This is a genomic window from Hydrogenophaga sp. A37, from assembly GCF_002001205.1.
In the GTDB taxonomy this organism is placed as follows: Bacteria; Pseudomonadota; Gammaproteobacteria; order Burkholderiales; family Burkholderiaceae_C; genus Hydrogenophaga.
The window spans coordinates 1-22325 of sequence record NZ_MUNZ01000061.1 but is presented as its reverse complement, the minus strand read 5'-3'; the positions used below and the strand labels follow the sequence as shown (position 1 = coordinate 22325).

At 68.0% G+C, this 22325-nt stretch carries 24 protein-coding genes; 13 read left to right on the top strand and 11 right to left on the bottom strand.

All coding sequences use genetic code 11. The features are described 5' to 3' along the window. Positions 1–2: 2 nt before the first annotated feature. The 4 genes from B0E41_RS03265 to egtB all read left to right on the top strand — a co-directional run bounded on the left by B0E41_RS03265 (position 3) and on the right by egtB (position 4083). Positions 3–833 (top strand): ATP-binding cassette domain-containing protein, encoded by an 831-nt coding sequence (locus B0E41_RS03265; protein ID WP_077328762.1) that lies wholly within the window; start codon positions 3–5, stop codon positions 831–833. Between the two features lie 90 nt (positions 834–923). Next, positions 924–1760 carry an ABC transporter permease gene (locus B0E41_RS03260; protein ID WP_077328760.1) on the top strand — a complete coding sequence of 279 codons (837 nt, stop codon included), beginning with the start codon at positions 924–926 and terminating at the stop codon, positions 1758–1760. 7 nt (positions 1761–1767) lie between these two features. Further along, positions 1768–2592 carry a phosphonate ABC transporter, permease protein PhnE gene (phnE, locus tag B0E41_RS03255; protein WP_077328850.1) on the top strand — a complete coding sequence of 275 codons (825 nt, stop codon included), beginning with the start codon at positions 1768–1770 and terminating at the stop codon, positions 2590–2592. A 180-nt stretch (positions 2593–2772) separates the two neighbouring features. Then, positions 2773–4083 (top strand): ergothioneine biosynthesis protein EgtB, encoded by a 1311-nt coding sequence (gene egtB, locus B0E41_RS03250; protein ID WP_077328758.1) that lies wholly within the window; start codon positions 2773–2775, stop codon positions 4081–4083. A gap of 204 nt (positions 4084–4287) precedes the next feature. On the opposite strand, the gene B0E41_RS03245 is transcribed toward egtB, so the two are convergent. Continuing rightward, a complete protein-coding gene (locus B0E41_RS03245) occupies positions 4288–5163 on the bottom strand; it encodes an alpha/beta hydrolase (protein ID WP_077328756.1) in 876 nt (291 codons plus the stop codon). Between B0E41_RS03245 and B0E41_RS27800 the strand changes: the two genes are divergently transcribed. Beyond that, positions 5062–5760 (top strand): putative quinol monooxygenase, encoded by a 699-nt coding sequence (locus B0E41_RS27800; protein WP_363350158.1) that lies wholly within the window; start codon positions 5062–5064, stop codon positions 5758–5760. The two genes, B0E41_RS03245 and B0E41_RS27800, sit on opposite strands and share 102 nt — an antisense overlap. Positions 5761–5785: 25 nt before the next feature. Here B0E41_RS27800 and B0E41_RS03235 read toward each other — a convergent pair whose 3' ends face one another. After that, positions 5786–6430, bottom strand: coding sequence for a TetR/AcrR family transcriptional regulator (locus B0E41_RS03235; protein ID WP_253194583.1), 645 nt, complete (start codon positions 6428–6430; stop codon positions 5786–5788). A gap of 112 nt (positions 6431–6542) precedes the next feature. Here B0E41_RS03235 and B0E41_RS03230 point away from each other — a divergent pair, with 112 nt between their 5' ends. The 3 genes from B0E41_RS03230 (at position 6543) to B0E41_RS03220 (ending at position 9135) form a co-directional block, all read left to right on the top strand. Beyond that, positions 6543–7586: a saccharopine dehydrogenase NADP-binding domain-containing protein gene (locus B0E41_RS03230; RefSeq protein WP_077328749.1), complete on the top strand. Its 1044-nt coding sequence runs from the start codon at positions 6543–6545 to the stop codon at positions 7584–7586. Positions 7587–7726: 140 nt separating this feature from the next. After that, on the top strand, positions 7727–8491 hold the full coding sequence (locus B0E41_RS03225; RefSeq protein WP_077328747.1) for a cytochrome c oxidase assembly protein: 765 nt from the start codon (positions 7727–7729) through the stop codon (positions 8489–8491). Next, a complete protein-coding gene (locus B0E41_RS03220; RefSeq protein WP_077328745.1) occupies positions 8488–9135 on the top strand; it encodes a cytochrome b/b6 domain-containing protein in 648 nt (215 codons plus the stop codon). The genes B0E41_RS03225 and B0E41_RS03220 overlap by 4 nt, the downstream gene beginning before the upstream one ends. On the opposite strand, the gene B0E41_RS03215 is transcribed toward B0E41_RS03220, so the two are convergent. Then, positions 9074–9760, bottom strand: a complete 687-nt coding sequence (locus B0E41_RS03215; RefSeq protein ID WP_077328743.1) for a c-type cytochrome — start codon at positions 9758–9760, stop codon at positions 9074–9076. The two genes, B0E41_RS03220 and B0E41_RS03215, sit on opposite strands and share 62 nt — an antisense overlap. On the opposite strand from B0E41_RS03215, the gene B0E41_RS03210 reads away from it, so the two are divergent. From B0E41_RS03210 to B0E41_RS03200, 3 genes are read left to right on the top strand one after another with little or no spacing between them, the layout of a single operon-like run. After that, positions 9759–10172, top strand: coding sequence for a c-type cytochrome (locus tag B0E41_RS03210; protein WP_253194581.1), 414 nt, complete (start codon positions 9759–9761; stop codon positions 10170–10172). The two genes, B0E41_RS03215 and B0E41_RS03210, sit on opposite strands and share 2 nt — an antisense overlap. Then, entirely contained in the window at positions 10141–11133 is a 993-nt protein-coding gene (locus tag B0E41_RS03205; protein ID WP_077328738.1) for a c-type cytochrome, read from the top strand. The genes B0E41_RS03210 and B0E41_RS03205 overlap by 32 nt, the downstream gene beginning before the upstream one ends. Continuing rightward, positions 11130–13730 carry a cbb3-type cytochrome c oxidase subunit I gene (locus tag B0E41_RS03200; protein WP_077328736.1) on the top strand — a complete coding sequence of 867 codons (2601 nt, stop codon included), beginning with the start codon at positions 11130–11132 and terminating at the stop codon, positions 13728–13730. Before B0E41_RS03205 ends, B0E41_RS03200 begins: the two co-directional genes overlap by 4 nt. Positions 13731–13875: 145 nt before the next feature. Here B0E41_RS03200 and B0E41_RS03195 read toward each other — a convergent pair whose 3' ends face one another. The 4 genes from B0E41_RS03195 to B0E41_RS03180 form a co-directional block, all read right to left on the bottom strand. Continuing rightward, positions 13876–14337 carry a TerB family tellurite resistance protein gene (locus B0E41_RS03195; protein WP_077328733.1) on the bottom strand — a complete coding sequence of 154 codons (462 nt, stop codon included), beginning with the start codon at positions 14335–14337 and terminating at the stop codon, positions 13876–13878. 26 nt (positions 14338–14363) lie between these two features. Continuing rightward, complete coding sequence (locus B0E41_RS03190) at positions 14364–15446, bottom strand: PQQ-dependent sugar dehydrogenase (RefSeq protein ID WP_253194589.1); 1083 nt, start codon at positions 15444–15446, stop codon at positions 14364–14366. A 90-nt stretch (positions 15447–15536) separates the two neighbouring features. Then, positions 15537–16133 (bottom strand): NnrU family protein, encoded by a 597-nt coding sequence (locus B0E41_RS03185; protein WP_077328728.1) that lies wholly within the window; start codon positions 16131–16133, stop codon positions 15537–15539. Positions 16134–16269: 136 nt separating this feature from the next. Then, entirely contained in the window at positions 16270–17580 is a 1311-nt protein-coding gene (locus tag B0E41_RS03180; protein ID WP_077328726.1) for a leucine-rich repeat-containing protein kinase family protein, read from the bottom strand. Positions 17581–17728: 148 nt separating this feature from the next. Between B0E41_RS03180 and B0E41_RS03175 the strand changes: the two genes are divergently transcribed. Further along, positions 17729–18274, top strand: coding sequence for an outer membrane beta-barrel protein (locus tag B0E41_RS03175; RefSeq protein WP_171984647.1), 546 nt, complete (start codon positions 17729–17731; stop codon positions 18272–18274). Between the two features lie 593 nt (positions 18275–18867). Here B0E41_RS03175 and B0E41_RS03170 read toward each other — a convergent pair. Next, positions 18868–19095 (bottom strand): helix-turn-helix transcriptional regulator, encoded by a 228-nt coding sequence (locus tag B0E41_RS03170; RefSeq protein ID WP_077328721.1) that lies wholly within the window; start codon positions 19093–19095, stop codon positions 18868–18870. Continuing rightward, the gene (locus B0E41_RS03165; RefSeq protein ID WP_171984646.1) at positions 19095–19658 is read right to left on the bottom strand and encodes a DUF2975 domain-containing protein; all 564 of its coding nucleotides are present in this window, start codon (positions 19656–19658) and stop codon (positions 19095–19097) included. Before B0E41_RS03165 ends, B0E41_RS03170 begins: the two co-directional genes overlap by 1 nt. A gap of 149 nt (positions 19659–19807) precedes the next feature. On the opposite strand from B0E41_RS03165, the gene B0E41_RS03160 reads away from it, so the two are divergent. Next, positions 19808–20383: a hypothetical protein gene (locus B0E41_RS03160; protein WP_077328717.1), complete on the top strand. Its 576-nt coding sequence runs from the start codon at positions 19808–19810 to the stop codon at positions 20381–20383. Positions 20384–20537: 154 nt separating this feature from the next. On the opposite strand, the gene B0E41_RS03155 is transcribed toward B0E41_RS03160, so the two are convergent. Together B0E41_RS03155 and B0E41_RS03150 are read right to left on the bottom strand one after the other, a co-directional pair. Further along, positions 20538–21089 carry a response regulator transcription factor gene (locus B0E41_RS03155; protein ID WP_077328715.1) on the bottom strand — a complete coding sequence of 184 codons (552 nt, stop codon included), beginning with the start codon at positions 21087–21089 and terminating at the stop codon, positions 20538–20540. Next, positions 21079–22323 carry an ATP-binding protein gene (locus tag B0E41_RS03150; protein ID WP_253194579.1) on the bottom strand — a complete coding sequence of 415 codons (1245 nt, stop codon included), beginning with the start codon at positions 22321–22323 and terminating at the stop codon, positions 21079–21081. Before B0E41_RS03150 ends, B0E41_RS03155 begins: the two co-directional genes overlap by 11 nt. Positions 22324–22325 lie beyond the last annotated feature (2 nt).

Sequence of the window (22325 nt, the reverse complement as noted above, 5' to 3'; positions counted from 1 at the left end):
GCTTGAACATTCAGCTGCAAGGTGCCAGCGCCCGCCACCCGGCGGCGCGCGCGGGTGTGGCGCCGGCCCTCCAGGCGCTCACCCTGAGCGTGGCCGCGGGCGAACAGGTGGCCGTGATCGGCCCCTCGGGCGCCGGCAAGACCACGCTGCTGCAGGTGCTGGCCTGCGCGCTGCCGCCGGCCACCGGCTCGCTGCGGCTGGACGGGCAAGATCCCTGGCAGCTGCCGCGCGCCGAGTTGCAGCGCCAGCGCGGGCGGCTGTTCCTCGCGCCGCAGGTGCCCCCGCTGCCGCCGCGCCAGCGCGTGGTGACGTCCGTGCTGGCCGGTCGCCTGCCGGCCATGGGCCTGTGGCAGAGCCTGCGTTCGCTGTTCTACCCGGCGGAGATTCCTGCGGCCTTCGAGGCGCTGGACCGCTTCGACCTGGCCGACAAACTGTTCGAGCGGGTGGACCGGCTCTCGGGCGGCGAGCGCCAGCGCGTGGGTCTGGCGCGGGCGCTGCTCGCGCCGGCCTCGCTGTGGTTGATTGATGAGCCCTTGTCGGCGCTGGACCCGTCGCGTGCGCGGCAGGCCATTCACACCTTGCTGACGGGTGCGCGCGAGCGCGGTGCCACGCTGGTGACCACGCTGCACCAGGTGGAGGTGGCGCTTGAACACTTCCCCCGCATCGTGGGCCTGCGCGACGGCGCGCTGGCCTTCGACCTGCCGGCGGCGCAGGTCACGCGCGAGCACCTGGCCGCGCTGTACGACCAACATGAAGACGAGCTGCATGGTCCCGCCCCGGCGGACGCACGCTCGCCACCCACACCACCACCTGTGGTCATGCACTGCCGGTGAACCCATGATCACGGCAGCCCGGCACGCCCCTCACCCCAACCCTCTCCCCAGTGGGGCGAGGGGGAAAAGCCTTGCCGGGAGCCCGTTTGCATGACGGCCATGAGCTTGCGCACCGCGCCCACGCGCGACCCGGCCTGGCTTTCGCGCCTGTTCTGGAGCGGTGCCTGTCTCGTCCTGCTGTGGCCACTGCTGGTGGCCACGGAGTTCAAACCCTGGGTGATGCTGGAACCCGAGAGCCTGAAGGTCAGCGGCCACTTCCTCGCGAGTTTCTGGCCGCTGGCGCACAGTGGCGAGTTCTTGGCTCTGGTGGCGCAAGAAACCTGGCGCACCGTGGCCATGGCCACCGCGGGCATCACGCTGGCGCTGGTGCTGGCGGTGCCGTTCACGCTGCTGTCCACGCGGGTGCTCTCGATCTCGGCACTCTCGGGCCGCATGGCGCGCGGGCCGTTCTGGCTGCGGCAAGCGGTGCGCTGGGGGCTGATCGTGCTGCGCAGCATCCCCGAGCTGGTCTGGGCGCTGGTGTTCGTGCGCGTGGTCGGCCTCGGCCCCACGGCCGGCGTGCTGGCCATCGCGCTCACCTACGGCGGCATGCTGGGCAAGGTGTATGGCGAGATCCTGGAGAGCGGCGAGACCCATGCCACCGAGACGCTGCTGCGCAACGGTGCGGGGCGCCTGCAGGCCTTCTTCTACGGCCTGCTGCCGGCCAGCGCGGCCGAGCTCACCAGCTACACCGTGTACCGCTGGGAGTGCGCGATCCGATCCTCCGTGGTGCTGGGCTTCGTGGGCGCGGGCGGCCTGGGCCAGCAGATGGACAACTCGATGAAGATGTTCAGCGGCGGCGAGGTGGCCACCATGCTGCTGGTGTTCATGGCGCTCGTCGCACTCGCCGACCGCATCAGTGCGTGGCTGCGCAAGGCCCTGGGGTGACACCATGATGCCGCCCCCAGCCGCCAACCCGCCCTACAAACTGCCGCCGCCGCTGTTCAGCGCGCGCTGCAAGGCCTGCTGGTTCATGGCGAGCCTGCTGGTGCTGGTGGTGGCCAGCTTCTGGTCGCTGGATCTGCAGTGGGCGCAGTTCTTCTCGCTGGAAGCGGCGCAGAGCATGGGCCGCTTTCTCGGTGAATTTTTTCCGGCCGACACCTCACCCGCCTTCCTGAACAAGGTGGCGGTCGCGGCCTGGGAAACGCTGGCCATGTCGGCGCTGGGCACCCTGCTCGCCGCGGTGGCCGGGCTGGCGCTGGCGCTGCCGGCGAGCCGGCTGCATGAAGCGCACACCGCCTGGGGCCGCGCGCCCACGCGCCTGCTGCTCAACGCGTTGCGCAGCATTCCCGAGCTGGTGTGGGCCGCGCTGCTGCTGATCTCGGCCGGACTCGGGCCGCTGGCCGGCACGCTGGCGCTGGCGCTGCACACCACCGGCGTGCTGGGCCGCCTGTTTGCTGAAGCGATGGAAAATGCGCCGCCCGGCCCGGGCGATTCCCTGCGCACGCAGGGCGTGGGCAACGGCCGCGTGTTCCTCTATGCCACCTTGCCGCAGGTGCTGCCGCAGCTCATGAGCTACACGCTCTACCGCTGGGAAAACAACATCCGCGCCGCCGCCGTGCTGGGCGTGGTGGGCGCCGGGGGCCTGGGCGCATTGCTGGCCTTTCACATGGGCCTGTTCCACATGGGCAAGACCGCCACCATCCTCGGCGCGATGCTGCTGCTGGTGGCGCTGGTGGATGCGGCCAGCCTGGGCGCACGGCGCTGGATGACCCGCTGAACCCCCTGGGCCGCGCGGCGGGCGCATCGCCCTCGCCGCCGTTGGGGTGATGGGCCCGCATTTGGTGGCACGGCCTGAGGTGGCGTAAGGTGCCAAAGCTTGTTGCGATCAACGCCATGGGCCGCCCCTCCCGCGAGACAAGGACGGCATCACCAGCGGCACCCACCGGGGAGACACACCATGAACACACAGCCTCGCCACCACCTCAACGCCAGCACGCTGGCCCAGCGCTACGCACAGGTTCGCGCGACGACCCTGGCGCTGGCCGCCCCCTTGAGCGAGGCCGACTGCCAGGTGCAGTCCATGCTCGACGCCAGCCCCACCAAGTGGCATCTGGCCCACGTGACCTGGTTCTTCGAGACATTCATCCTCGAGCGTTTCGAGCCCGGCTTCCGGCCCTTTCACCCCGCCTTCCGCATGCTGTTCAACAGCTACTACCAGGGCGTGGGTGATCAACATCCCCGCGCGCAACGCGGCATGATCACGCGCCCGGGCCTGGCCGAGGTCAAGGCCTGGCGGGCGCAGGTGGACGCGCGCATCGACGCCCTGCTGCGGCACACATCCAACGACGAGCTGAACACGCTCCTGGAACTGGGCCTGCAGCACGAGCAACAACACCAGGAACTGCTGCTCACGGACCTCAAACACCTGCTGGCCATGAACCCGCTGAACCCGGCCTATCACCCGCAGTGGCCGCTCAGCAGCGTGGTCGCCGCGCCCATGGACTGGGTGGCGTTTCCCGGCGGCACCGCGCACATGGGCCACACCGGAGACGGCTTTGCCTTCGACAACGAAAGCCCACGCCACGAGCTGCTGCTGCCGCCCCACGCGCTGGCCACACGCCCGGTGACCCACGGCGAATGGCTGGCCTTCATGGACGACGGTGGCTACCGCGACCCGCGCTGGTGGATGGCCGCGGGCTGGGACTGGGTGCGCACCCATCAGCTCGAAGCGCCGCTGTACTGGCGGCGAGACGGCGACCCGGCGCGGCAAGGCGGCTGGACCAACTTCACCCTGCACGGGCGCGTGCCCATCGACCCGCGCACGCCGGTGGTGCACATCAGCTGGTTCGAGGCCGACGCCTACGCCCGCTGGCACGCCGAACAAACCAGCGAACCGATCCGCCTGCCCACCGAAGCCGAGTGGGAACACGCGGCGCAAACCCTCGGCACCGCGCTGCACACCCAGGGCAATTTTCTGGAGAGCGGCGCGCTGCACCCCATGCCACTTTCGCGCAGCGGCGCCGGTCTGCAGCAGATGGGCGGCGACGTGTGGGAATGGACCGCCAGCGCCTACCTGCCCTACCCCGGCTACCGGCCCTGGGCCGGCGCGGTGGGCGAATACAACGGCAAATTCATGGTCAATCAGATGGTGCTGCGCGGCGGCTCCTGCGCCACACCACGCGAGCACATCCGCGCCAGCTACCGCAACTTCTTCCCGACCGACGCACGCTGGCAGTTCAGCGGGCTGCGCTTGGCGAGGGATGCTTGATCCCCAGAATCCGACAGCACCAAGACCTCGAGGGGCCGGCTAAGGCGACGCTGAACAAGTCCCCGTGGATGCGGGCGCCTGCTGTCGGGATGGGCTGCAAGGCGCAAAACGCAGACGGGCCAGGTGGCCCGGCGAGGCTTTGCAACGCGGCAGACCGCCCGAGAGCAGGATGCCCGCGCCACGAGGGACTTATTCAGCGTTGCCCTAAGCAGGATGCTGGTGAATGCGTCCGAGGAAGTCGCGAACAAGCCCCACCACCTCATCGAGGTGGGTCTCCAGCAACCAATGGCCGCCGTCGAGCAAGTGCAGCTCGGCGTCGGGCAGGTCACGCAGGTAGGCGCGGGCCGACTTCTCGGGCATGTACGCGTCGTGCGGTCCCCAGACGATCAGCGTGGGCGGGCGATGCTTGCTGAGGTATTGGCGGTGTTGCGGAAACCAGGCCCGGTTCTCCTTCAGGCCTGCGATCAGCTTGACCGCGATGTCCCGCCGCCTCGGCGTCATCAGCGACCAGTGAAGTTTCCACAGGTCGGGCGGAATTCGCTCCGCAAGCGCCGGCCCGACCGCGTTCAGAAACTCCGCCTTGAACGTCTCTTCACGGATCGATTCAGCCAGAGCCGCGCGCATCTCGGGGGCCGGGAGCGCCCAGGTCTTCTCGATCTCCGCGTACTTCGGGCCCAGCGCATCCTCGTAGGGGATGTCGCCGTTTTGAATGATGAGCGCCACGACACGCTCGGGCGCTCGAATGGCCAGACGGGCACCGATGGGCGATCCGAAATCGTGCAGATAGAGGACGAAGCGATTCACGCCGAGTTCGCGCACGAAGTGGTCCAGACACTCGGCGTAGCCGTCGAAGCTGTAGTCGAACGCCTCGGGCGTGTCGCTGTACCCGGCGCCCGGGCAGTCCGGTGCGATGAGCCGCCAGCGATCGGCCAAGCGCGGCAACAGGTTGCGGAATTCGTAAGAGGAACAGGGGTATCCATGCGGAAGCAACAGGACCGGTGCACCGTCCGGACCTGCTTCGCGATAGAACGTCTCCACTTTGCCGACCGCCATGCGGCGGTGTCGCACGCTGGTATCCATGGGCAATCTCCTGCTTCAAGGGCGCGCAGCAAGGTGGGCGACAAGGGCATGGCGCGCATGCGCGTGATGCTAGGCGCCTGCGGCACGGGGTCCGTGCGCTATCGCACACTGGGCGCACCGCTCGCCACCGCGCGGGCTCGCAACACGGCCGTTGCCTCTTCGGCGTTGAGCAGTCCCGAACTCAAATACCCCGTTCACAAACACGGCGAGTTGGGCCGCGAGCTGATCGTTCGAAGCGCTCGCAAGCGCAGAATCACCGTTTCCCCACTTGGAGCACATCGAATGATCCTCGTACTCGGCAGCGTTCTCGTGAAAGAAGGTGGTGTGTCAGAAGCTCTCGCTCTCAGTCAAGCGCACGTTGATCGATCACGAGCGGAGCCAGGTTGCATTGCGCATGCCGTCCACAAAGACACCGAAAACCCGTCACGCCTTGTGTTCGTGGAACAGTGGTCAAGTGAAGCGGCACTTTGGGAGCACTTCAAAGTTCCTGCATCGAGAGCCTTTGCACGTGCCCTCGCAGGTCTTGCCACAGAGGCGCCGAGCATCGCCATCTATTCGGCAACTCCCGTTCAGCTGCCTGGCAGAGACGCGACCTAGGGCCTCCAGATGGGAAGCGCCGCGCTCACGCTTCCCCGCGTGCCCCAGCGACCAACGCTTTCACCGCGGCTTGCAACACGGCCGTTGCCTCTTCAGCGTTGAGCAGTCCTGAACTCACAAATGCGCCGTTCACGAACACGGCGAGTTGGGCCGCGAGCTGGTCGGGCTGTGCAACTTTCAGCTGCTGCGCAATGTGCAGCAGGCGCTCGCGCAGATCATGCATGTGTCGCCGTGACACCTGGCGTGAGGGGTGATCCTGCTCGGCGAACTCGGCAGCCACGTTGATCTGAGGACAGCCGCGGTAGTTGGAGCGGGCCAGGCGCTCGCCGATCCAGCGCATGTGCGCATCCAGCTCCCCCAGGGGATCGCCGGGGAACTGCGCGGCAACACGGCTCCACTGCGCCCAGAACTCGATGTCTTCCTTCTCCAGGAACGCGACGATGAGATCGTCCTTGGTCGGGAAGTACCGGTACAGGCTGGTTTTTGCCACGGCGGCCTCCAGCACGACCAGATCGACGCCGACCGCTCGGACGCCGCGTTCATAGAACAGGCGAGAAGCGGTTTCCAGAATGCGGTCGCGGACATCGAGCGCCGGCTCGGCCGCCGAAGTGCCTTCAGCTTGGGCGATGAGTCGACGCCTCGGCGCCCCGCTGGGGCGTTCTGTGCGCAATCCGTCTCCAGTGCGCAGCGAAACAGGTTTTGTTTTCATGCTTGACATGATACAGACCTGTCTGTAATCTAAGAACTACAGACAGGTCTGTATCTTTTTTAAGGAGCTTCTCATGAATGTCGTCAACAAGTGCGTCGCGGTGGTTGGTGCCACGGGTCACACGGGTCAATTCGTTGTTCAAGCGTTGTTGCGCCGAGGGTTGTCGGTCGTCGCTGTCGGGCGCGACGCCGCGCGACTGGACGCCTTGCTGCCCCACGTCGTTCGCCGCACCGCAGCGATGGATGATCTGAACAGCCTTGAGCAGGCATTTGCGGGCTGCCAGGTCGTCATCAACTGCGCGGGCCCGTTTCTGGACACTGCCGCGGCAGTGGCGCGTGCGGCGCTGAACGCCAAGTGCCACTACATCGACGTCACGGCAGAGCAGCCGAGCGCGCAATCCACGTTGGCTGAGCTCGACGAGCCAGCACGTCAAGCCGGTCGTGTGGTGGTGCCCGCGGCGGCCTTCTATGGCGGACTGGCCGACCTTCTGGCCAGCGCGCTGGGAAGCGAGGGGACCATTGACGAGATCACGATTGCCATCGGTCTCGATCACTGGTGGCCCACGGAGGGAACGCGCAAAACCGGTGAGCGCAACAAGGCTCCGCGCGTGGTCGTGAAGGACGGCCGTTTGTCACCGTTTCAACCCTCGAATGAAGCACAGGACTGGACGTTCTCACCGCCATTGGGCAGACAGGCCATGGTTGAAATGCCCTTCAGCGAGATCATCACGCTGGCCCACCACCTCCAGGTCAGAGAAGTGCGCTCGCTGCTCAACCGCTCGGCGCTGGCCGATATCCGTGATGCGTCGACGCCGTCTCCCGTGGCGACCGACGAACTGGGGCGCTCGGCCCAGCGATTCGAACTGGTGGTGCGCCTCACCCAAGGCGGATCCATCCGGTCTGCAGGCGTTCGAGGGCAAGACATCTATGCCGTGACGGCCCCGATCGTGACCGAGCTCGCGTGGCGATTGATGGATCCGTCGTATCAGCGCAGTGGCGCACTGACCGTGGCACAAGCGGTCGAGCCCAGAGAGCTGCTCAATGCCTTGAACGGCCCGGCGCTACAGCTCTTTGGAGACACCTTCCCTGAGCAGGCTGCCATCCGATCGCAGCATTGAACCCAGGCAGGCGTCGACGACCCTGCGATGGTTGGGCAAACATCTGTTCGCCACCGAACAGTGCGCCATCTCTCTCCGTGGTGTGATGCACATGGGGTCGCCGCCCGGGCCGGGCTCGCACCCCCATTGGAGGAACAGCCATGGATGAACTCAGGCGGTGGGTCCCCTACTGCGGCGAGGCGCCCGGCCCAGAGATCTGGCTGAGCCGCTGGAACCTGGACCCGGTGCTCGGCGCTGGCCTGCTGCTGCTGGCCCTGGCGCTGTGGCGCGTGTCCGTGGGTCCCGACCTCACGCGCAGTCGGCTGCTGAGCCTGCGTGCTGCGTGGGCGCTCACGGTCGTGCTCTACGTGTCACCGCTGTGTGCCCTGAGCTCGGCATTCTTCACCGTGCGGGTGGTCCATCACATCGCGCTGGTGCTGGTGATGGCGCCGTTGCTGGCGTTCGGGTTGGCGCCCTGGCTGCGGCGTCTGCCGATGTCGCTGTGGAGCGCCACGGCCGTCGCCGCGGTAACCATCTGGACCTGGCATGCGCCGGCGCCCTATGCGGCCGCCCTGTCGTCGGACGGTATCTACGCGCTGATGCAATTCACCCTGCTGGCCAGCGCGGTGGCCTTCTGGGTCGCGGTGCGTGGGGCCGGCGCGGTCGCCGCGATGGGCGCCATCCTGGCCACGACGGTGTCGATGGGGCTGCTGGGCGCCTTGATCACCTTCGCAGGGCGGCCGCTGTATGCCCCGCACTTCGCGTCGGCGCTGAGCTGGGGTGTCTCGCCCCTGCAAGACCAGCAACTGGCCGGCATCTTGATGTGGGCGCCGGGCAGCATCGCCTACCTGGCCGCGGCGATGTGGATCGGCTGGCGCTGGATGGACGCCGAACGTGCGCGTGGCTGGCGGGTCGAGGCGGCATGAACCTGATTGCCGCCATCGAATGGGCCGAGGGCTACCACCGGCGCGGCCTGTACTCGCCGATTGGCGTCGCTTTCCACTGGGTCATGGCGGCGCTGATGCTCTTCCAGCTGGCCCATGGCTGGTACCTGGGCTGGCAACCGGTGGGGGGCGACAAGCACGTCGGCTACCAGATCCACACCGAGGTCGGCCTGACGATCATGCTGCTGGGCACGCTGCGCTTCTTCTGGCGCAGCCAGCTCGGCGCCCCGGACAACGTGGACGAGGCCTCGTTGGCGGGCAAGGCCAGCCGCATGCTGCAAGCTTGGTTCTATTTCAGTTTTTTCGCGTTGCCGATCAGCGGCTGGGTCATGTGGTCCACGCTGCCCAGCGACCTGCCGTTGTCGATTGCGGGGGTGGTGCCGTTTCCCAACCTGCCCTTCGACCAGTTGTCAGAGGGCCTGCAGCACCGCCTGATGCAGGGGGCCGCGACGGCGCATGTCTGGATCGTCTGGATCACGGCGCTGGCCATTCCGGGCCATGCCGGCGCAGCCGTGCTGCACTACCTGGTCAAGCGGGACAAGGTCCTGCCTTCGATGTTCGATCTCAACGGTCCGCAAGTGCCCGGCGTGGTGGGATCTGCGCCAGATAAAGGCTCAACTGCCTGAGCGCCTCGGGCTGGAGCTGCTGCGCCACCTTCAACATCACATGACTGCCGTCATTGCGCCGCTTCGACACCTGCCAGTCCTGCAGTTGCTGGGTCAGGTAGAAGGCCGGCTGGGCGTTCAACGGCGGCCCGTTCGCGGTGCCGACCCCTTCGACGCCATGGCACTGCTGACATGCACGGGCGTACAGCCCCGGGGTCGCCGCGTCGATGGCTTCGTGTGTGGCGGGCGGCAAGGCCTGCGGCGGCAGGGCGGCGTAATGGTTGGCCACCCGCACGCGTTCGTGGCTGTCGAGAAAGCGCGCCACGTCGCGCATCACCTCGTGCGGCCGCAAGCCCGCGGCGTAGTCTTCCATCTGCTTCTGCAGGTAGCCCGCCGGCAGCCCGGCCAGGCGCGGCGCATCGAAACCATTGCCCTCGCCACGCACGCCGTGGCAGGTGGCGCAGGCGTAGCGCGCGCCGCCTTCGCCACCGCTCATCGCGATCAGCTCGCCACCGCGGCCCCAGCGGTCGTCGCTGCTGGTGGTGCGATCGGTGCACGCCGTCGCCAACCCCATGGCGCACCAGGCCAGCAACAGCCCACCGCGGTACGCGGGCCGGTGCTGATTCAGCAATGACGGATGTCGCATGGAAACCAGATCATCGTTCAGGCAAAAATCCGGCGGTGGTTGCGGGGGCAATTCCGGCCGGTGGCTGATGCTGGCCTGCCTCAGCCTCGTGGCCTGCGATGGCCCGCCCGACCGCACACCGACGCTGGGCGATGCCAGCCCTGCAAACGGTCGGCAGCTCGTGGCCGACAAGGGCTGTGTGGCCTGCCACACCTTCCCCGACGTGACCTGGCCGCGCGGCGGACTCGGGCCGTCACTGGAAGGCTTCGGGCGCCAGGGCCTGATCGCCGGACGGCTGCCCAACCAGCCCGGCGTGTTGATGCAGTTCGTGAGAAACGCCCCGGCACTGGTGCCCGGGACGGCCATGCCGGCCATGGTGATGACCGATCAGGAAGCCCGCGATGTCACAGCCTATCTCCTCCAGCCTCGCTGAGGCCTTGAGCGGCTGGCCGCCGCCGGTGCTCGATCCGCACGGCCCGTTCTCGAACACGGTCACCACGCTGGCCTGGGTGCTGATCGCGCTGTTCACGCTGATCTTCGTACTGGTCTGCGCGGCCTTGTGGGTGGCGCTGTACGGCAGCGATGAACTGCGCGCCAGGCTCGGTGGCGAGGGTGTCGTCAAGTGGTTCGGGCTGATCGTCCCGTCCGGCGTGCTGTTGGTGCTGCTGGCCTGGGGCACGGTGATGGTCGCCGGGATGACGACGATCCAGGGCGACGAGTTGCGCATGCGCGTGTCCGGCAACATCTACTGGTGGCGCGTGTCCTACCTCGATGCGGCGGGCAAGGAGCTCCATGCCGATGCCAACGAACTGCACATCCCGGTCGGCCGCCCTGTGGTCGTCGACATGGTGTCCGAAGACGTGATCCACAGCTTCTGGGTGCCCAAGCTCGGCGGCAAGATGGACATGATCCCCGGCCGCACCAACCGGCTCAAGCTGCAGGCCGACCAGGCGGGCGTCTACGGCGGGCAATGCGCCGAGTTCTGCGGCGGGGCGCATTCGCTGATGGGCTTCGTGGTCGTGGCCCATGAACCTGCCGAATGGCAACGCTGGCGCGATGCGCGGCTGGCGCGCCAGCAAGCCCAGCCCGCCCCGGCCGCGGCAGCCGCCCACGACGAGGTGCAACGCGGCCGCCAGCTCTTCGGTGAGGTCGGCTGCGCTGCGTGCCACCGCGTCGCCGGCACCACCGCGCAGGGCTTGTCGGGTCCCGACCTGACGCACGTCGGTTCGCGTCAGTCGCTGGGCGCCGGCATCCTGCCGAACAACCGCGGCACGCTGATCGGCTGGATCGGCGACAGCCAGTCGATCAAGCCCAACAACCGCATGCCTGCCTACCGCTCGCTGCAGGCCGCAGAGCTCAACGCGCTGGCCGCGTACATGGAGTCGTTGAAGTGAGCCGCAGCGTTCCCCCGGGCGTGGTGGGTGCTGTCGCCGACGCAGCGGCTGCGCCGTCGGAGACCGGCTTCGACGCGCGGCTCTACGAACGTTTTCCCACCCAAGGCGACAGGCCGCCCGAAGAGTTGGACACCCTGAAAAAGGTCTGGGAAACGCCCACAGGGTGGCGCGCCTTCAGCGCCGTCAATAACAACTTCATCGGCTTCCTGTACATCGTCACGGCCTTCGGCTTCTTCGTCGCCGCCGGCATCCTGGCGCTGGTGATGCGGGTGCAACTGGCCGCGCCGCTGGCGGGCGTGGTGCCGCAGGAGACTTACCACCAGCTGTTCACGATGCACGGCTCGGTGATGATGTTCCTGTTCGCCGTGCCGGCCGTCGAGGCCATCGCGGTGCTGCTCTTGCCGCAGATGATTGCGGCGCGCGACCTGCCGTTCCCGCGGCTGTCGGCATACTCGTACTGGGCCTACCTGATCGGTGGAGTCGTCTTCTTCTGTTCGATCTTCTTCAGCCTGGCGCCCAGCGGTGGCTGGTTCATGTACCCGCCGCTCAGCTCCGGGGTTTACGCCAAGGGCATCAACGCCGACTTCTGGCTGCTGGGCATCGGCTTCATCGAGATCAGCGCGATTGCCGGCGCCATCGAGCTCATCGTGGGCGTGCTGCGCACGCGCGCACCGGGCATGCTGCTTTCGAAGATGCCGGTCTACGCCTGGGCCGTGCTGATCTTCGGCGTGATGATCATCCTGGCCTTCCCGGCGATGATCATGGTGACCTTTCTGCTGGAACTCGAGCGCGCCTTCAACTGGCCGCTGTTTGACGCAACGCGCGGCGGCGACCCGCTGCTGTACCAGCACCTGTTCTGGTTCTTCGGCCACCCCGACGTCTACATCATCTTCATCCCGGCCTCGGCCATGCTGTCGACCATGATCGTCACGGCCGCGCAGAAGCCGCTGGTGGGCCACGAGGTCGTCGTGCTGGCCTTGATCGCCACCGGTTTCATCAGCTTCGGGGTCTGGGCCCACCACATGTTCACGGTGGGCCTGCCCGGGCTGTCGGCCGGCTATTTCTCGGCCGCGTCCATGGCGGTGGCGATTCCCGCCGGCGCCCAGGTGTTCGCGTGGATCGCCACGCTCGCCTCGGGCAAGGTCCAGCGCAACGTGCCGTCGCTGTTTCTTGTCGGCGGCATCCTCATCTTCGTGATGGGTGGCCTCACGGGCGTGATGGTGGGCCTGGTCGCTTTCGATGGCCAGGCCCACGACAGCTATTTCGTCGTCGCGCACTTCCATTACGTGCTGATCGGCGGCATGGTGTTCCCGCTGCTTGCCGGGCTCTACTACTGGACGCCGATGATCAACGGCCAGCAGCTCTCGGAACGCACAGGGCGCTGGGTCTTCTGGCTCAATTTCGTCGGCGTGCACGTCTGCTTCCTGCCCATGCACCTGACCGGGCTGATGGGCATGCCGCGGCGCGTCGACACCTACCTGCCGGGCCGGGCCTGGGAGCTGCCCAACCTCATCTCGACCGTGGGCGCCTTCATCATGGCGGCCGGGGTGCTGCTGTTCCTGATCGACGCCATCCGCTGTTACGGCCGCCAAGCCAATGTCGGGGGGAACGCCCGCAACGTGTACCAGGGCGGCACGCTGGAGTGGCTGGCCACCGGCAACTACGCGGTGCGTTCGATCCCTGTCGTCAGCGACCTCGAGCCCTTGTGGGCCGATGCCCGGCTGCGCGAGGACGTCGAGGCCGGGCGCTACTTCCTGCCCGGCACTGCCACCGGCGCGCGCGAAACGCTGATCACGAGCAGCTCGCGCGCGGAGCCGCAGTACGTGCAGATCATGCCCGGGCCCTCCTGGTGGCCGCTGCTGGCGGCACTCTTCACCGCGGGCTTCTTCCTGCTGCTGACGGTGAAGGCCTTGGCACTGAGCGGCATCTGCGGCGTGCTGACCGTCGTGTGCCTGATGCGCTGGGTCTGGAGCAACGACCGCCACCTGCCGCAGAAGCAGGTCGACGCAGGCGCGGGCATCCTGCTGCCGACCTATGTGACCGGCCCAACATCGCACGGCTGGTGGGCCGCGGTGCTGCTGGTCATCGTGCTGGGAATGATCTTCCTGATGGCGCTGTTTTCATACCTTTACCTGTTCGGCGCCCACCCCGACGGGTGGACGGTCGCTGCGCCGCGCGGCGCGCTGCTGCCCGGCCTGTTGCTGCTGGGTGCAGCGGCAGGCCTGGCCTTTGCGGCCCGGCCGCTGATGGCGAAGTTCAAGCGCGGCAGCGGGCTCAGCGCCGCGGCAATGACGCTGAGCATGGTGTGCCTCGTGGCCGCGCTGGTGGTGGACGGTCTCGATTGGTGGCACGCCGGGCTGCGCGGCGATGCCAGCGGGCAAGGCGCGGCGATCCATGCCCTGTTGGCCTGGCATTGCACCATCGTCGCGGCGGTCGTGCTGTCGGCCTGCTACTACCTGGCACGTTGGATGAGCGGCCTGGCGCCGGCCCCGGCCAACAAGACCCTGGAGGCGCTGCGCATCCTCTTCATGTATGCCGCACTCGAGGGTGCGGCCGGCCTGCTGCTGCCGCGCATGCTGCCGTGGAGCGGCGTGTGAAGGCGATGAAGCGGTCGAGCGGGCGGCCGAACACGGCGGCGGCAGTGGTGTTCAGCGCACTGTCTTCCGTGGTGTTTCTGCCTTGAACGGGACGCTCAGAGAAGTGCCCTGCAAGGCCCTCCGCGCCGCACCTTGCCATGGCCGCTCACTGACCGGCGGCGGCCTTGGCGTGCAGCTTGGCCGCGATGTATTCACCGTGCGTCACGTGCAGCAGGCCGGCGACCTTGCTGATGAGGTGGTTCTCGTGCACGTCGAGGTGCCCGTCGGCAAAGGCGATCTGCCACATGGCCTCGACCACCTGAATTTTTTGCTCCTGGCTGAACTGTTCATTCAGGGTGCTGGTGAAGCGGTGATAGTCGTACAAGCCCTTGGCCGTGGCCTCGGCCAGTTCCACCAGGCGCGCCAGTTCGTCGGGCGCCAATGCAAACTTGGTGGTCAACGCCGCGAACAGCGCGGCCTGCTCATCGGGCCCGGTGGCAGGGTCGGCCTTGATCACCTCCACCAACAGCACGGCGGTGGCCAGCTGCACAGTGTGCTGGCGCGCGGCGGGCGCTTGCTCGGCGGGCGCGGTGAAGCTATCGAACAGGTCTTTGAGGGTGCGGAGCATGGTGAAAGGCGGGGTCGTTAAAGGGTTCAGGGCAGCAGCCGCAACACCTGCCCGTTGCGTGCGTCGGTGAGCAGGTAGATGAAGCCGTCGGGGCCTTCGCGCACGTCGCGCACCCGGCTGCCGAGATCGGGCAACAGCTTCTCTTCTTTCACCACCTTGGTGCCGCTGAGTGTGAGCCGCGCCACATATTGGAACTTCAGCGAACCCACCAGCATGCTGCCCTTCCAGGCCTTGCCGTAACGCTCGCTCGTGATGAAGGCCATGCCCGACGGCGCGATGGACGGCACCCAGTAGTGCACCGGTTGCTCCATGCCGGCCTGGGTGGTGATGCCCTGGCCGATGGGGCCGCCGCCGTAGTTTTCGCCGTAGGTGATGACCGGCCAGCCGTAGTTCTTGCCGGCCTCGGGGTGGTTGATTTCGTCGCCGCCCTGCGGGCCGTGTTCGCTGGTCCAGAAGCGGCCGTCGGGGCCGAGTGCCGCGCCCTGCAGGTTGCGGTGGCCGTAGCTCCAGATTTCGGGCAATGCGCCGGGGCGCGTGGTGAAGGGGTTGTCGGGCGGCGCCGTGCCGTCCTTGCGCAGGCGCACCACCTTGCCGTGGTGGTTGTCCAGGGTTTGCGCGTCGTCCTTGCGGGCGAAGCGGTCGCCCAGCGTGAGGAACAGCGTGTGGTCTTTGCCCTCCACGATGCGGCAGCCGAAGTGCACCTTGCTGGCGAACTTCGGCTTCTGGCTGAACACCACCCTCACGCCCTCCAGCGCCGTGGCGTCGTCGGACAGGCGGGCCGAGGCCAGCGCGGTGGAGTTGCCGCCCGCGCCGGGCTCGGAGAAACAGAAGTAGATGGTGCGGTTGCGGGCGAAGCCGCTGTCGGTGATCACGTCGAGCAAGCCGCCCTGCCCCTGGGCCTCGACCTTGGGCACGCCCGTGAGCGGGGCACCCAGCGTGCCGTCGGCAGCGACCACGCGCATGCGCCCCGGCCGCTCGGTGACCAGCATGCGACCGCCGTCGATGAAGGCCAGACCCCAGGGGTTTTGCAGGCCGCTGGCCACCACCTCGGTGCGCAAGCTGGCGGCGTTAGCGCCCGTCGCAAACAACAGCGCCAGCGGGATGGCCATGAGGGACGCACGGGTCATGGGGTTCTCCTGAGTTTCAAGTGATCGCGGTGGGAGCCCTTGCGAGCCCCATGGTTCCCGGCCTTCCCAGGGTCAGCCGAAGGGACGAACGCCAAACAGCGCTGCATGGGCCCACATCACCGTGAGACCGTAGAGCGCCAGGCCACCGATCACGGCGATGGCGTCGTTGGCGCCGCTGCCGGGCAGTGCAGGTGCCGCGCGGGTGAGGCCGGCCAGCGCGCGGCGCTTGAGCGAAATGCGGTCGGCCACGGCCCAGGCGAGAAACCCGCCGAACAACAACACGTCGGCCAGCGTGCCGCCGGTGACCGACTGGGCCAGCAGGTGCGCCAGCGCCCAGAGCTTCACGGCCAGCAGCATGGGGTGTTTGGCCGCGCGCTGGATGCGCCCGGGCAGGTAGGCCGCGAGCAGCAGCACGAAGACGGGCAGCAGGAGCAACGCGGCCAGGTGACGGAAGCCACCGGGCAGGCTGTAGAGCATGACCGGGTTTTCGCGGGCCAGGCTGTAGCCCCAGACGATCAGCACCAGCCCGACGGCCGCGGCCACGGAGTACAGGCCCTTGAACCCGCCCTCGCCCATCTTCGCCACCAGCCGGTCGCGCCCCACCGGCGACACGATGGAGACGCTGTGCACGCCCAGAAACAGCACCAGACCCAGAACCAGCCACACCATGTCAACCCCTTTTGATGGCGCGCCAAAAGGCCTGAAGATGGCCTGGCGCGATGTGCTGCCGACTGTAGCGCGATGCCTGTCCATCGCACAGGGCGCGCCCAAGTGCCCTTGGGGTGCGTCCCCCTTCGCGGGCAGCTCAGGCGGCCACCCGCTCCAGCGCCAGGACCGCGTCGTCCAGGGTGGGCCGCAGCGCCGGGTCGGTCTGCAGGCAGGCGCGCGCCAACTCCTCCAGAACGACCCAGGCCGGTGCCTCGTCCGCCACACGCTGCGCATGCGCCACCAGCTCTTCGAGCAGACAACCGAAAGCCCGCACCTCCAGCGCCAGCAGTGCCAGCCGCTGCGCTGGCCGGTCGGTGGGCAACAGCGTCGCCGCGCCGAAATCACTCAGCATCGCATCACCACTCTGTGGGTCCCACAGGATGTTGTGCGCGTACAGGTCGCCGTGCATCACGCCTTGCAGGTGCAGGTGGGCCACGGCGCCGGCCACCGTGCGGGCCAGGCGCAGCGCCTGCGCCGCGCCAATGCGCCAGCCCTCGGCGTACACGTCGCGCGTGCAACTGGCCATGCTGGGCGGCCCGGCCAGGTGCACATGCCCCGGCGGGATCAGCGGCAACAGCAGGCCCGGCGTGCCCTGTGGGTGCGCCGACAGCTCGGCCACCGGCGTGCAGAGCGCCCGGTGCTGGCCGGCCACGAGGCTGCCCGCCAGCTCGTGCTCGGGCAGACCGTCGCTGGTGACCGCGCCTTTGAACAGCTTGAGCGCGAGCCCCTGCCCGTGGCCCGCCAACGTCACCCGCGAGATGCGGCCGGACGCACCTTCGCCCAGCGCCTCGCCAATCTGCAGATCGGCCCACGGCACCGTAGGGAGGGGTGTTGGCGCGGGCACGGTCCAGCCCAGCGGGTTGCCCGAGAGCGCCAGCCATGACAGGCGAGGCAGCGCGGTCAACCAAGCGGGCAACTGCTCGAAGCGGTTGGCCGAGAGCCGCAGCAGCTCCAGGCGCCCGGCGTGGGCCAGGCCCTCGGGCAGCGCGCTCAGGCGGTTGCCCGCGAGCATGAGCTTTTGCATCAGCGGGCGCTCGCCCAGCGCGTCGGGCAGGTGCTCGATGGCGTTGTCGGTCAGGATCAGCCAGCGCAGGGCCGGCGGCAGCGCGGCACCGGACACGCGGTGGATGTCACAGGCCTTGAAGCCCACCACTTGCAAAGCGGGGCAGTCGCCCAGCACCTCGGGCAGTTCGGTGAACGGGTTGTCGGAGCAGAAGACGATCTTCAAGTGGTGCAGGCGCGACAGGTCGTGCGGCAGCGATGTCAATCGGTTGCCGCTGAGGTTCAGCACCTCCAGCGTGTCGGCCAGTGCGAACACCTCGTTCGGCAGCTCGGTCAGGCCGGCGCTCAGGTCGAGCCATCGGGTGCCGGCGAGCGCGCCGCTGCGCAGTTGTTCAAGGGTGTGCATGCAAAGACCAGGGGGATTGAGGTGGCATCGGCGGCGTGGCGCCTGGGAAAGACCGATTATCGAAGCCAGAGCACCAGCCGCCGCCGGCACCACATCAGGCGGGGGCCAGCTTCTAGAATCGGTCAACCCTATTTTCAGCGGAGCGAACATGAACAAAAAACACCTGGTGATGGCGGCCCTGCTGGCCGCGAGCGGCAGCGCACAGTGGGCGCACGCCCAGAGCGTCTACGGCGAGATCGGCTATTCGCCGCTGTCGCTCGGCCTGTCGGTGCCGGTGATCGGCCTGCGCGCCACCGCCGAGCCGGTGATGTTGCGTGGCCTGGTGGGCTTTCAACTCATTGACAGCTTCGCGATTGAAGCCATCGGCGGCCTCAACGCCCGGAGCAGCAGCGTGAAGAACAGCGGCTCCAGCGGCATCAGCACCACGGCCAAGGTGAACCAGCTGTATGGCGTGTACCTGACGCCGAAGTTCGGCCTGGGCCCGGTGGAGCTGTTTGGCCGCGTCGGCATGGCGCGCACCAAGGTGACGTTCCAGGGGCTGGGCTCGGGCGAGGACAAGAAGCTGTCTTACGGCTTCGGGCTGCGCCTCATGCCCACCGACCACCTCTCGCTGAGCGCGGACCACATGAACTACCTCGACAGCGGCGGCGCCAGTGTGAAGGGCTATTCGCTGAACCTGGGTCTGCGTTTCTGAGGCGTTTCGCCTCTCAACTTCTCCTTGCAGATCCGGCTCCTTGCGGCTGCGGCAGGCGCTGTGCGGCGGGGGCTCATCCGGGGTGGTCGGCTGCGCCGACTTCGCTGTGTCCGCCCGTGTGGGGCCGGCGCGGCCAAACTCTCTTCGTTCGCTTCGCTCTCTCCGTTCAGACAGTGGCCGCGAGTCAGTTGACGAAGCGCGCACTTGCGCGCCCGGCCCCACACGGGCGGACACAGCCACCCCGGAAAGTCGCCCCCACCGCACAGCGCCTGCCGCAGCAACAAGCGTTTGGATATTCCAACGGTGGTGTGCCAACCCCTTTTCAGCCAAGGCGTGTGCGCTCAGGCCGCAGCGCGCCATGTGAGGCGCCGAGAAGCGCAGGGGCCGTGGCCGCGCGCGCAGCGCGCCTCGTCATCTGACTCGTCGCCATGTCTGAGCGGAGAGAGCGAAGCGAACGCAGCGAGTTTGGCGACGGGGCCACGGCCGCGAGCATCGCAGGGCAGTCGGCGCACCGCGCCGACCGCCTCACTCAAGCGCTGCGGCCTGAGCGCACAGGCCTTGGCACGCGAGGAGCAAGCAACGAAACGCCCCACTCAAGGCACCACCGGCGGTTCAACGGCAGGTACGAACACCAGCAAGTCCCCCGGCTGGCACTGCAGGTACTCGCAGATCTTTTCCAGCGTCTCGAAACGCACGCCCTTGACCTTGCCCTGCTTGAGCAAGGACATGTTGGCCTCGGTGATGCCGACGAACTCGGCCAGGTCGCGCGACTTGACCTTGCGCCGCGCCAGCATCACGTCCAGCTGCACGACGATGGGCATCAGACGAAGCCCTCGTTTTCTTCGGCCATGGCCTGACCCTGCCCGATCACCGCGGCCATGAGCCAGACCAGCCCGGCGAAGAACAGCGTGAACACGTGGTTGGAACCGACGCCGATCGCCAACTGACGCATGCCGGACGGGTGGTGCAGGGTCAGCAGCACCGAGGTGACCGAGCTCGCCAGCAGCGCGGCCAGCGCCGCCCACGCCACCCAGCCCGCAAAACGCCGCAGCAGGTGGGTGGCCTGCGCGGTGAACACCTGCCCCTGGGCAAACATCTCGAAGCAGCGCCGCGCCTGCCACACGCCCATGAGCAGCAGCACCAGGGGCACCGCCATCACCGCACCCGCGGCCAGCCGCTGCCAGGGCAGCAGCGGCCCCTGAATGGCGCTGGCCGACAGGTTGGCGTGGCCGGCCAGCACGGCGTCGCTCGCCGTGGCCCAGTAACCCACCAGCGCCAGGGGCAAGAGCAGCAAGATCAACCAGCAAGCCGCGACCATCCAGCGGCTGATGCGGCGCACGGATTGCAGTGAGGGAACCGTGTGGGGGCGGGTATTTGAGGTCATCGCGTTTTCTCCAGTCGCCACACCTTTCGGCTGGCGTTTCATGATTGTAGATTGACAATATTTTATTGTTTTATGATAATTTTTGTCAAATCAACCGCGCTACACCCACCATGTCACACACACCTTCACCCTCCATTTCGCCTTCAACTTTGCCTTCCCTCACCCGCCGCAGCCTGGTGCTCGCGGCCGGCGCGGCCCTCGCCGCGTGCAGCGGCATTCCGCTGCGCTCGCTGCCGCGCCTGGCCCAGCTCTCGGGCCAGATGCTCGACGCCAACCCGGCGCATTTCATGGTGGCGCTGCAGGTGGACGCGCGCCTCACGCCGCCGGCCGCTGCGGTGCCCTATCTGCAGCTCAAGCTGACGCCCAAGGTGGCGGGGGCCTTTGAGCCGGTGGACAAAAAACTGCCGCTGGCCATGAGCAGCACCGGCGGCGCCACGCTCGGCCTCGACGCCCCCGGCCCTGGCCGCCGCTGGCTGGTCTACAGCCTGCCGCCCGCCACCCAGGCCGAGCTGCAGCGCGTCCAGAACATGGTGCGTCGCGCCCAGGCCCAACCGGGCTACCAGCGCGGTGGCACGCTCGCACTCGGCGTCGAACAAAACGACCTCGCCGTGGCCGACCCGGCACTGGCCCACACGAAGTGGTCCACCTGGATGCAGGTCAAACAGAGCGAAGGCTTTTTCGAGATCTGGAACGGCACACCCGAAGAGATCCAAAAGTTGAAATGATCCCCAGTGAAAGTGCTCCCCCCGCAGCGCTTCGCGCTACCCCCCAGGGGGCGGCACTGGCCGTCTGGCGAAGCCAGACCGGCGGTGCCCTGGGGTGCTGGGCTGCACCGCTTCATGGGTCCAGGCGGTGCTCCGGCGCCATGCAGAACTCGCCCTACTTGACCTGCTGCTTGTCGAGCTTGCGGGCCAGGGTGCGGCGGTGCATGCCCAGGCGCCGGGCGGTTTCCGAGATGTTGAAACCGGTCTCGGCCAGCACCTGGTGGATGCGCTCCCACTCCAGCGTCTTGATCGAGCTGGGGCGGTTGGTCAGCGCCACCTCGGTCGTGCCTCCGGCCCGCCCGAACGCGGCCTCGATGTCGTCGGTGTTGGACGGCTTGGCCAGGTAGTGGCAGGCGCCGAGCTTGATCGCCTCCACGGCGGTGGCGATGCTGGCGAAACCGGTCAGCACCACGATCAGCATGCTGCTGTCGTGCGCGAACAGGGTGCGCACACAGGCCAGGCCCGAGGCCTCGCCCTGCAGCTTCAGGTCCACCACCGCCCGGGTCGGCGCGAAGCTGCGCAGTTGCTCCAGCAACTGTTCGTGGCTCGCGGCCACCCGCACCTCGTGGTCGCGGCGCTCGAAGGAGCGCGCCAGCGTGCGCGCGAAGGCCGCGTCGTCTTCGACGATCAGCAGGCGCTCACTGGGCGGGGTGTCTTCAGGTGCCATGGGGCTCGTCCTCGGGCAGGGTGATGGCCAGCAGCGGCAGGGTGATGCGCACCTGGGCGCCGCCCTCGTCGAGGTTGCGCACCGCCACGGCGCCCCCCAGTGTGCGGGCGACGTTGAACACCAGGAACAGCCCCAGTCCACCACCGGGGTGCCCCTTGCTCGACTGGTAGGGCTTGCCGATCTGGGGCAGCAGGTGGGGCGCGAACCCCGGGCCCTGGTCCCAGACCGTCAGCGTCAGCAAGCCGTTTTCACGGCGGGCCTCGAACCACACCGCGCCCGGCGAGGCCTCGTGTGCGTTGTCCAGCACGTTGCCGATCATCTGCTGGATCGCGGAGTCGGCCACCATGGGGAGGTCGCGCCCGAAGCCGTTGTGGTACTGCAGGTTCGCGCCGGGCCGGCGCTCGCGCCAGGCCTGCACGACCTGGTCCAGAAAAGCACAGACCGTGGTTTCGCCGGACGACTCCCCGCGCGCTTCGCCGGCCGACAGCAGGATGCCGCTGACGATGGACTTGCAACGCGCCACCTGGGCCTGCATCTCGGCCACGTCGTTGGCCAGCTCGGGCTCGGAGCTGAAGTGCGGCAGGTGCTGCCAGTCGCCCAGGATGACGGCCAGCGTCGACAGCGGCGTGCCCAGCTCATGGGCCGCGCCCGAGGCCAGCAGCCCCATGCGCACCACGTGGTCTTCTTCGGCCGCGCGCTGCCTGAGCAGGGCCAGCCGCGTGTCGCGCTCGCGCAGGTTGCCCGCGATGCGGGTGACGAAGACCACCAGCAGCACGGCGTTGAGGACGAAACAGATCAGCATGCCCTGGGTGTAGGGACTGGCCAGGCCCCGGTCGTGGTCGAGCGGCAGGGGCAGCGGCAGGGCCAGCAGCGCCAGCCCGGCAAAACACAGCGTGGTCACGCCCACCATCACCCAGGTGGCCCAGACCGGCAGGAGCACCGCCCCGAGGATGACCTGCAGCAGGAACAGGAACACGAAGGGGTTGGTGGCGCCGCCGCTGAGGTAGAGCAAAGCGGTCAGCGCGCCCACGTCGACCAGCAGGGTGAGCAGCAGCTCGACGCTGGTCACGGGCCGCTGGTTGCGGCAACGCAGCTGCGACAGCAGGTTGAACGCCGCCAGCCCCGCGAGCACCCAGAGCATGGGCTGCAGCGGGATGGGGATGTCCATGCCGTGGAAGGCGACTTCGACGGTCGCGATCTGGCCGAACAGGGCCAGCCAGCGCAGCTGGATCAGCT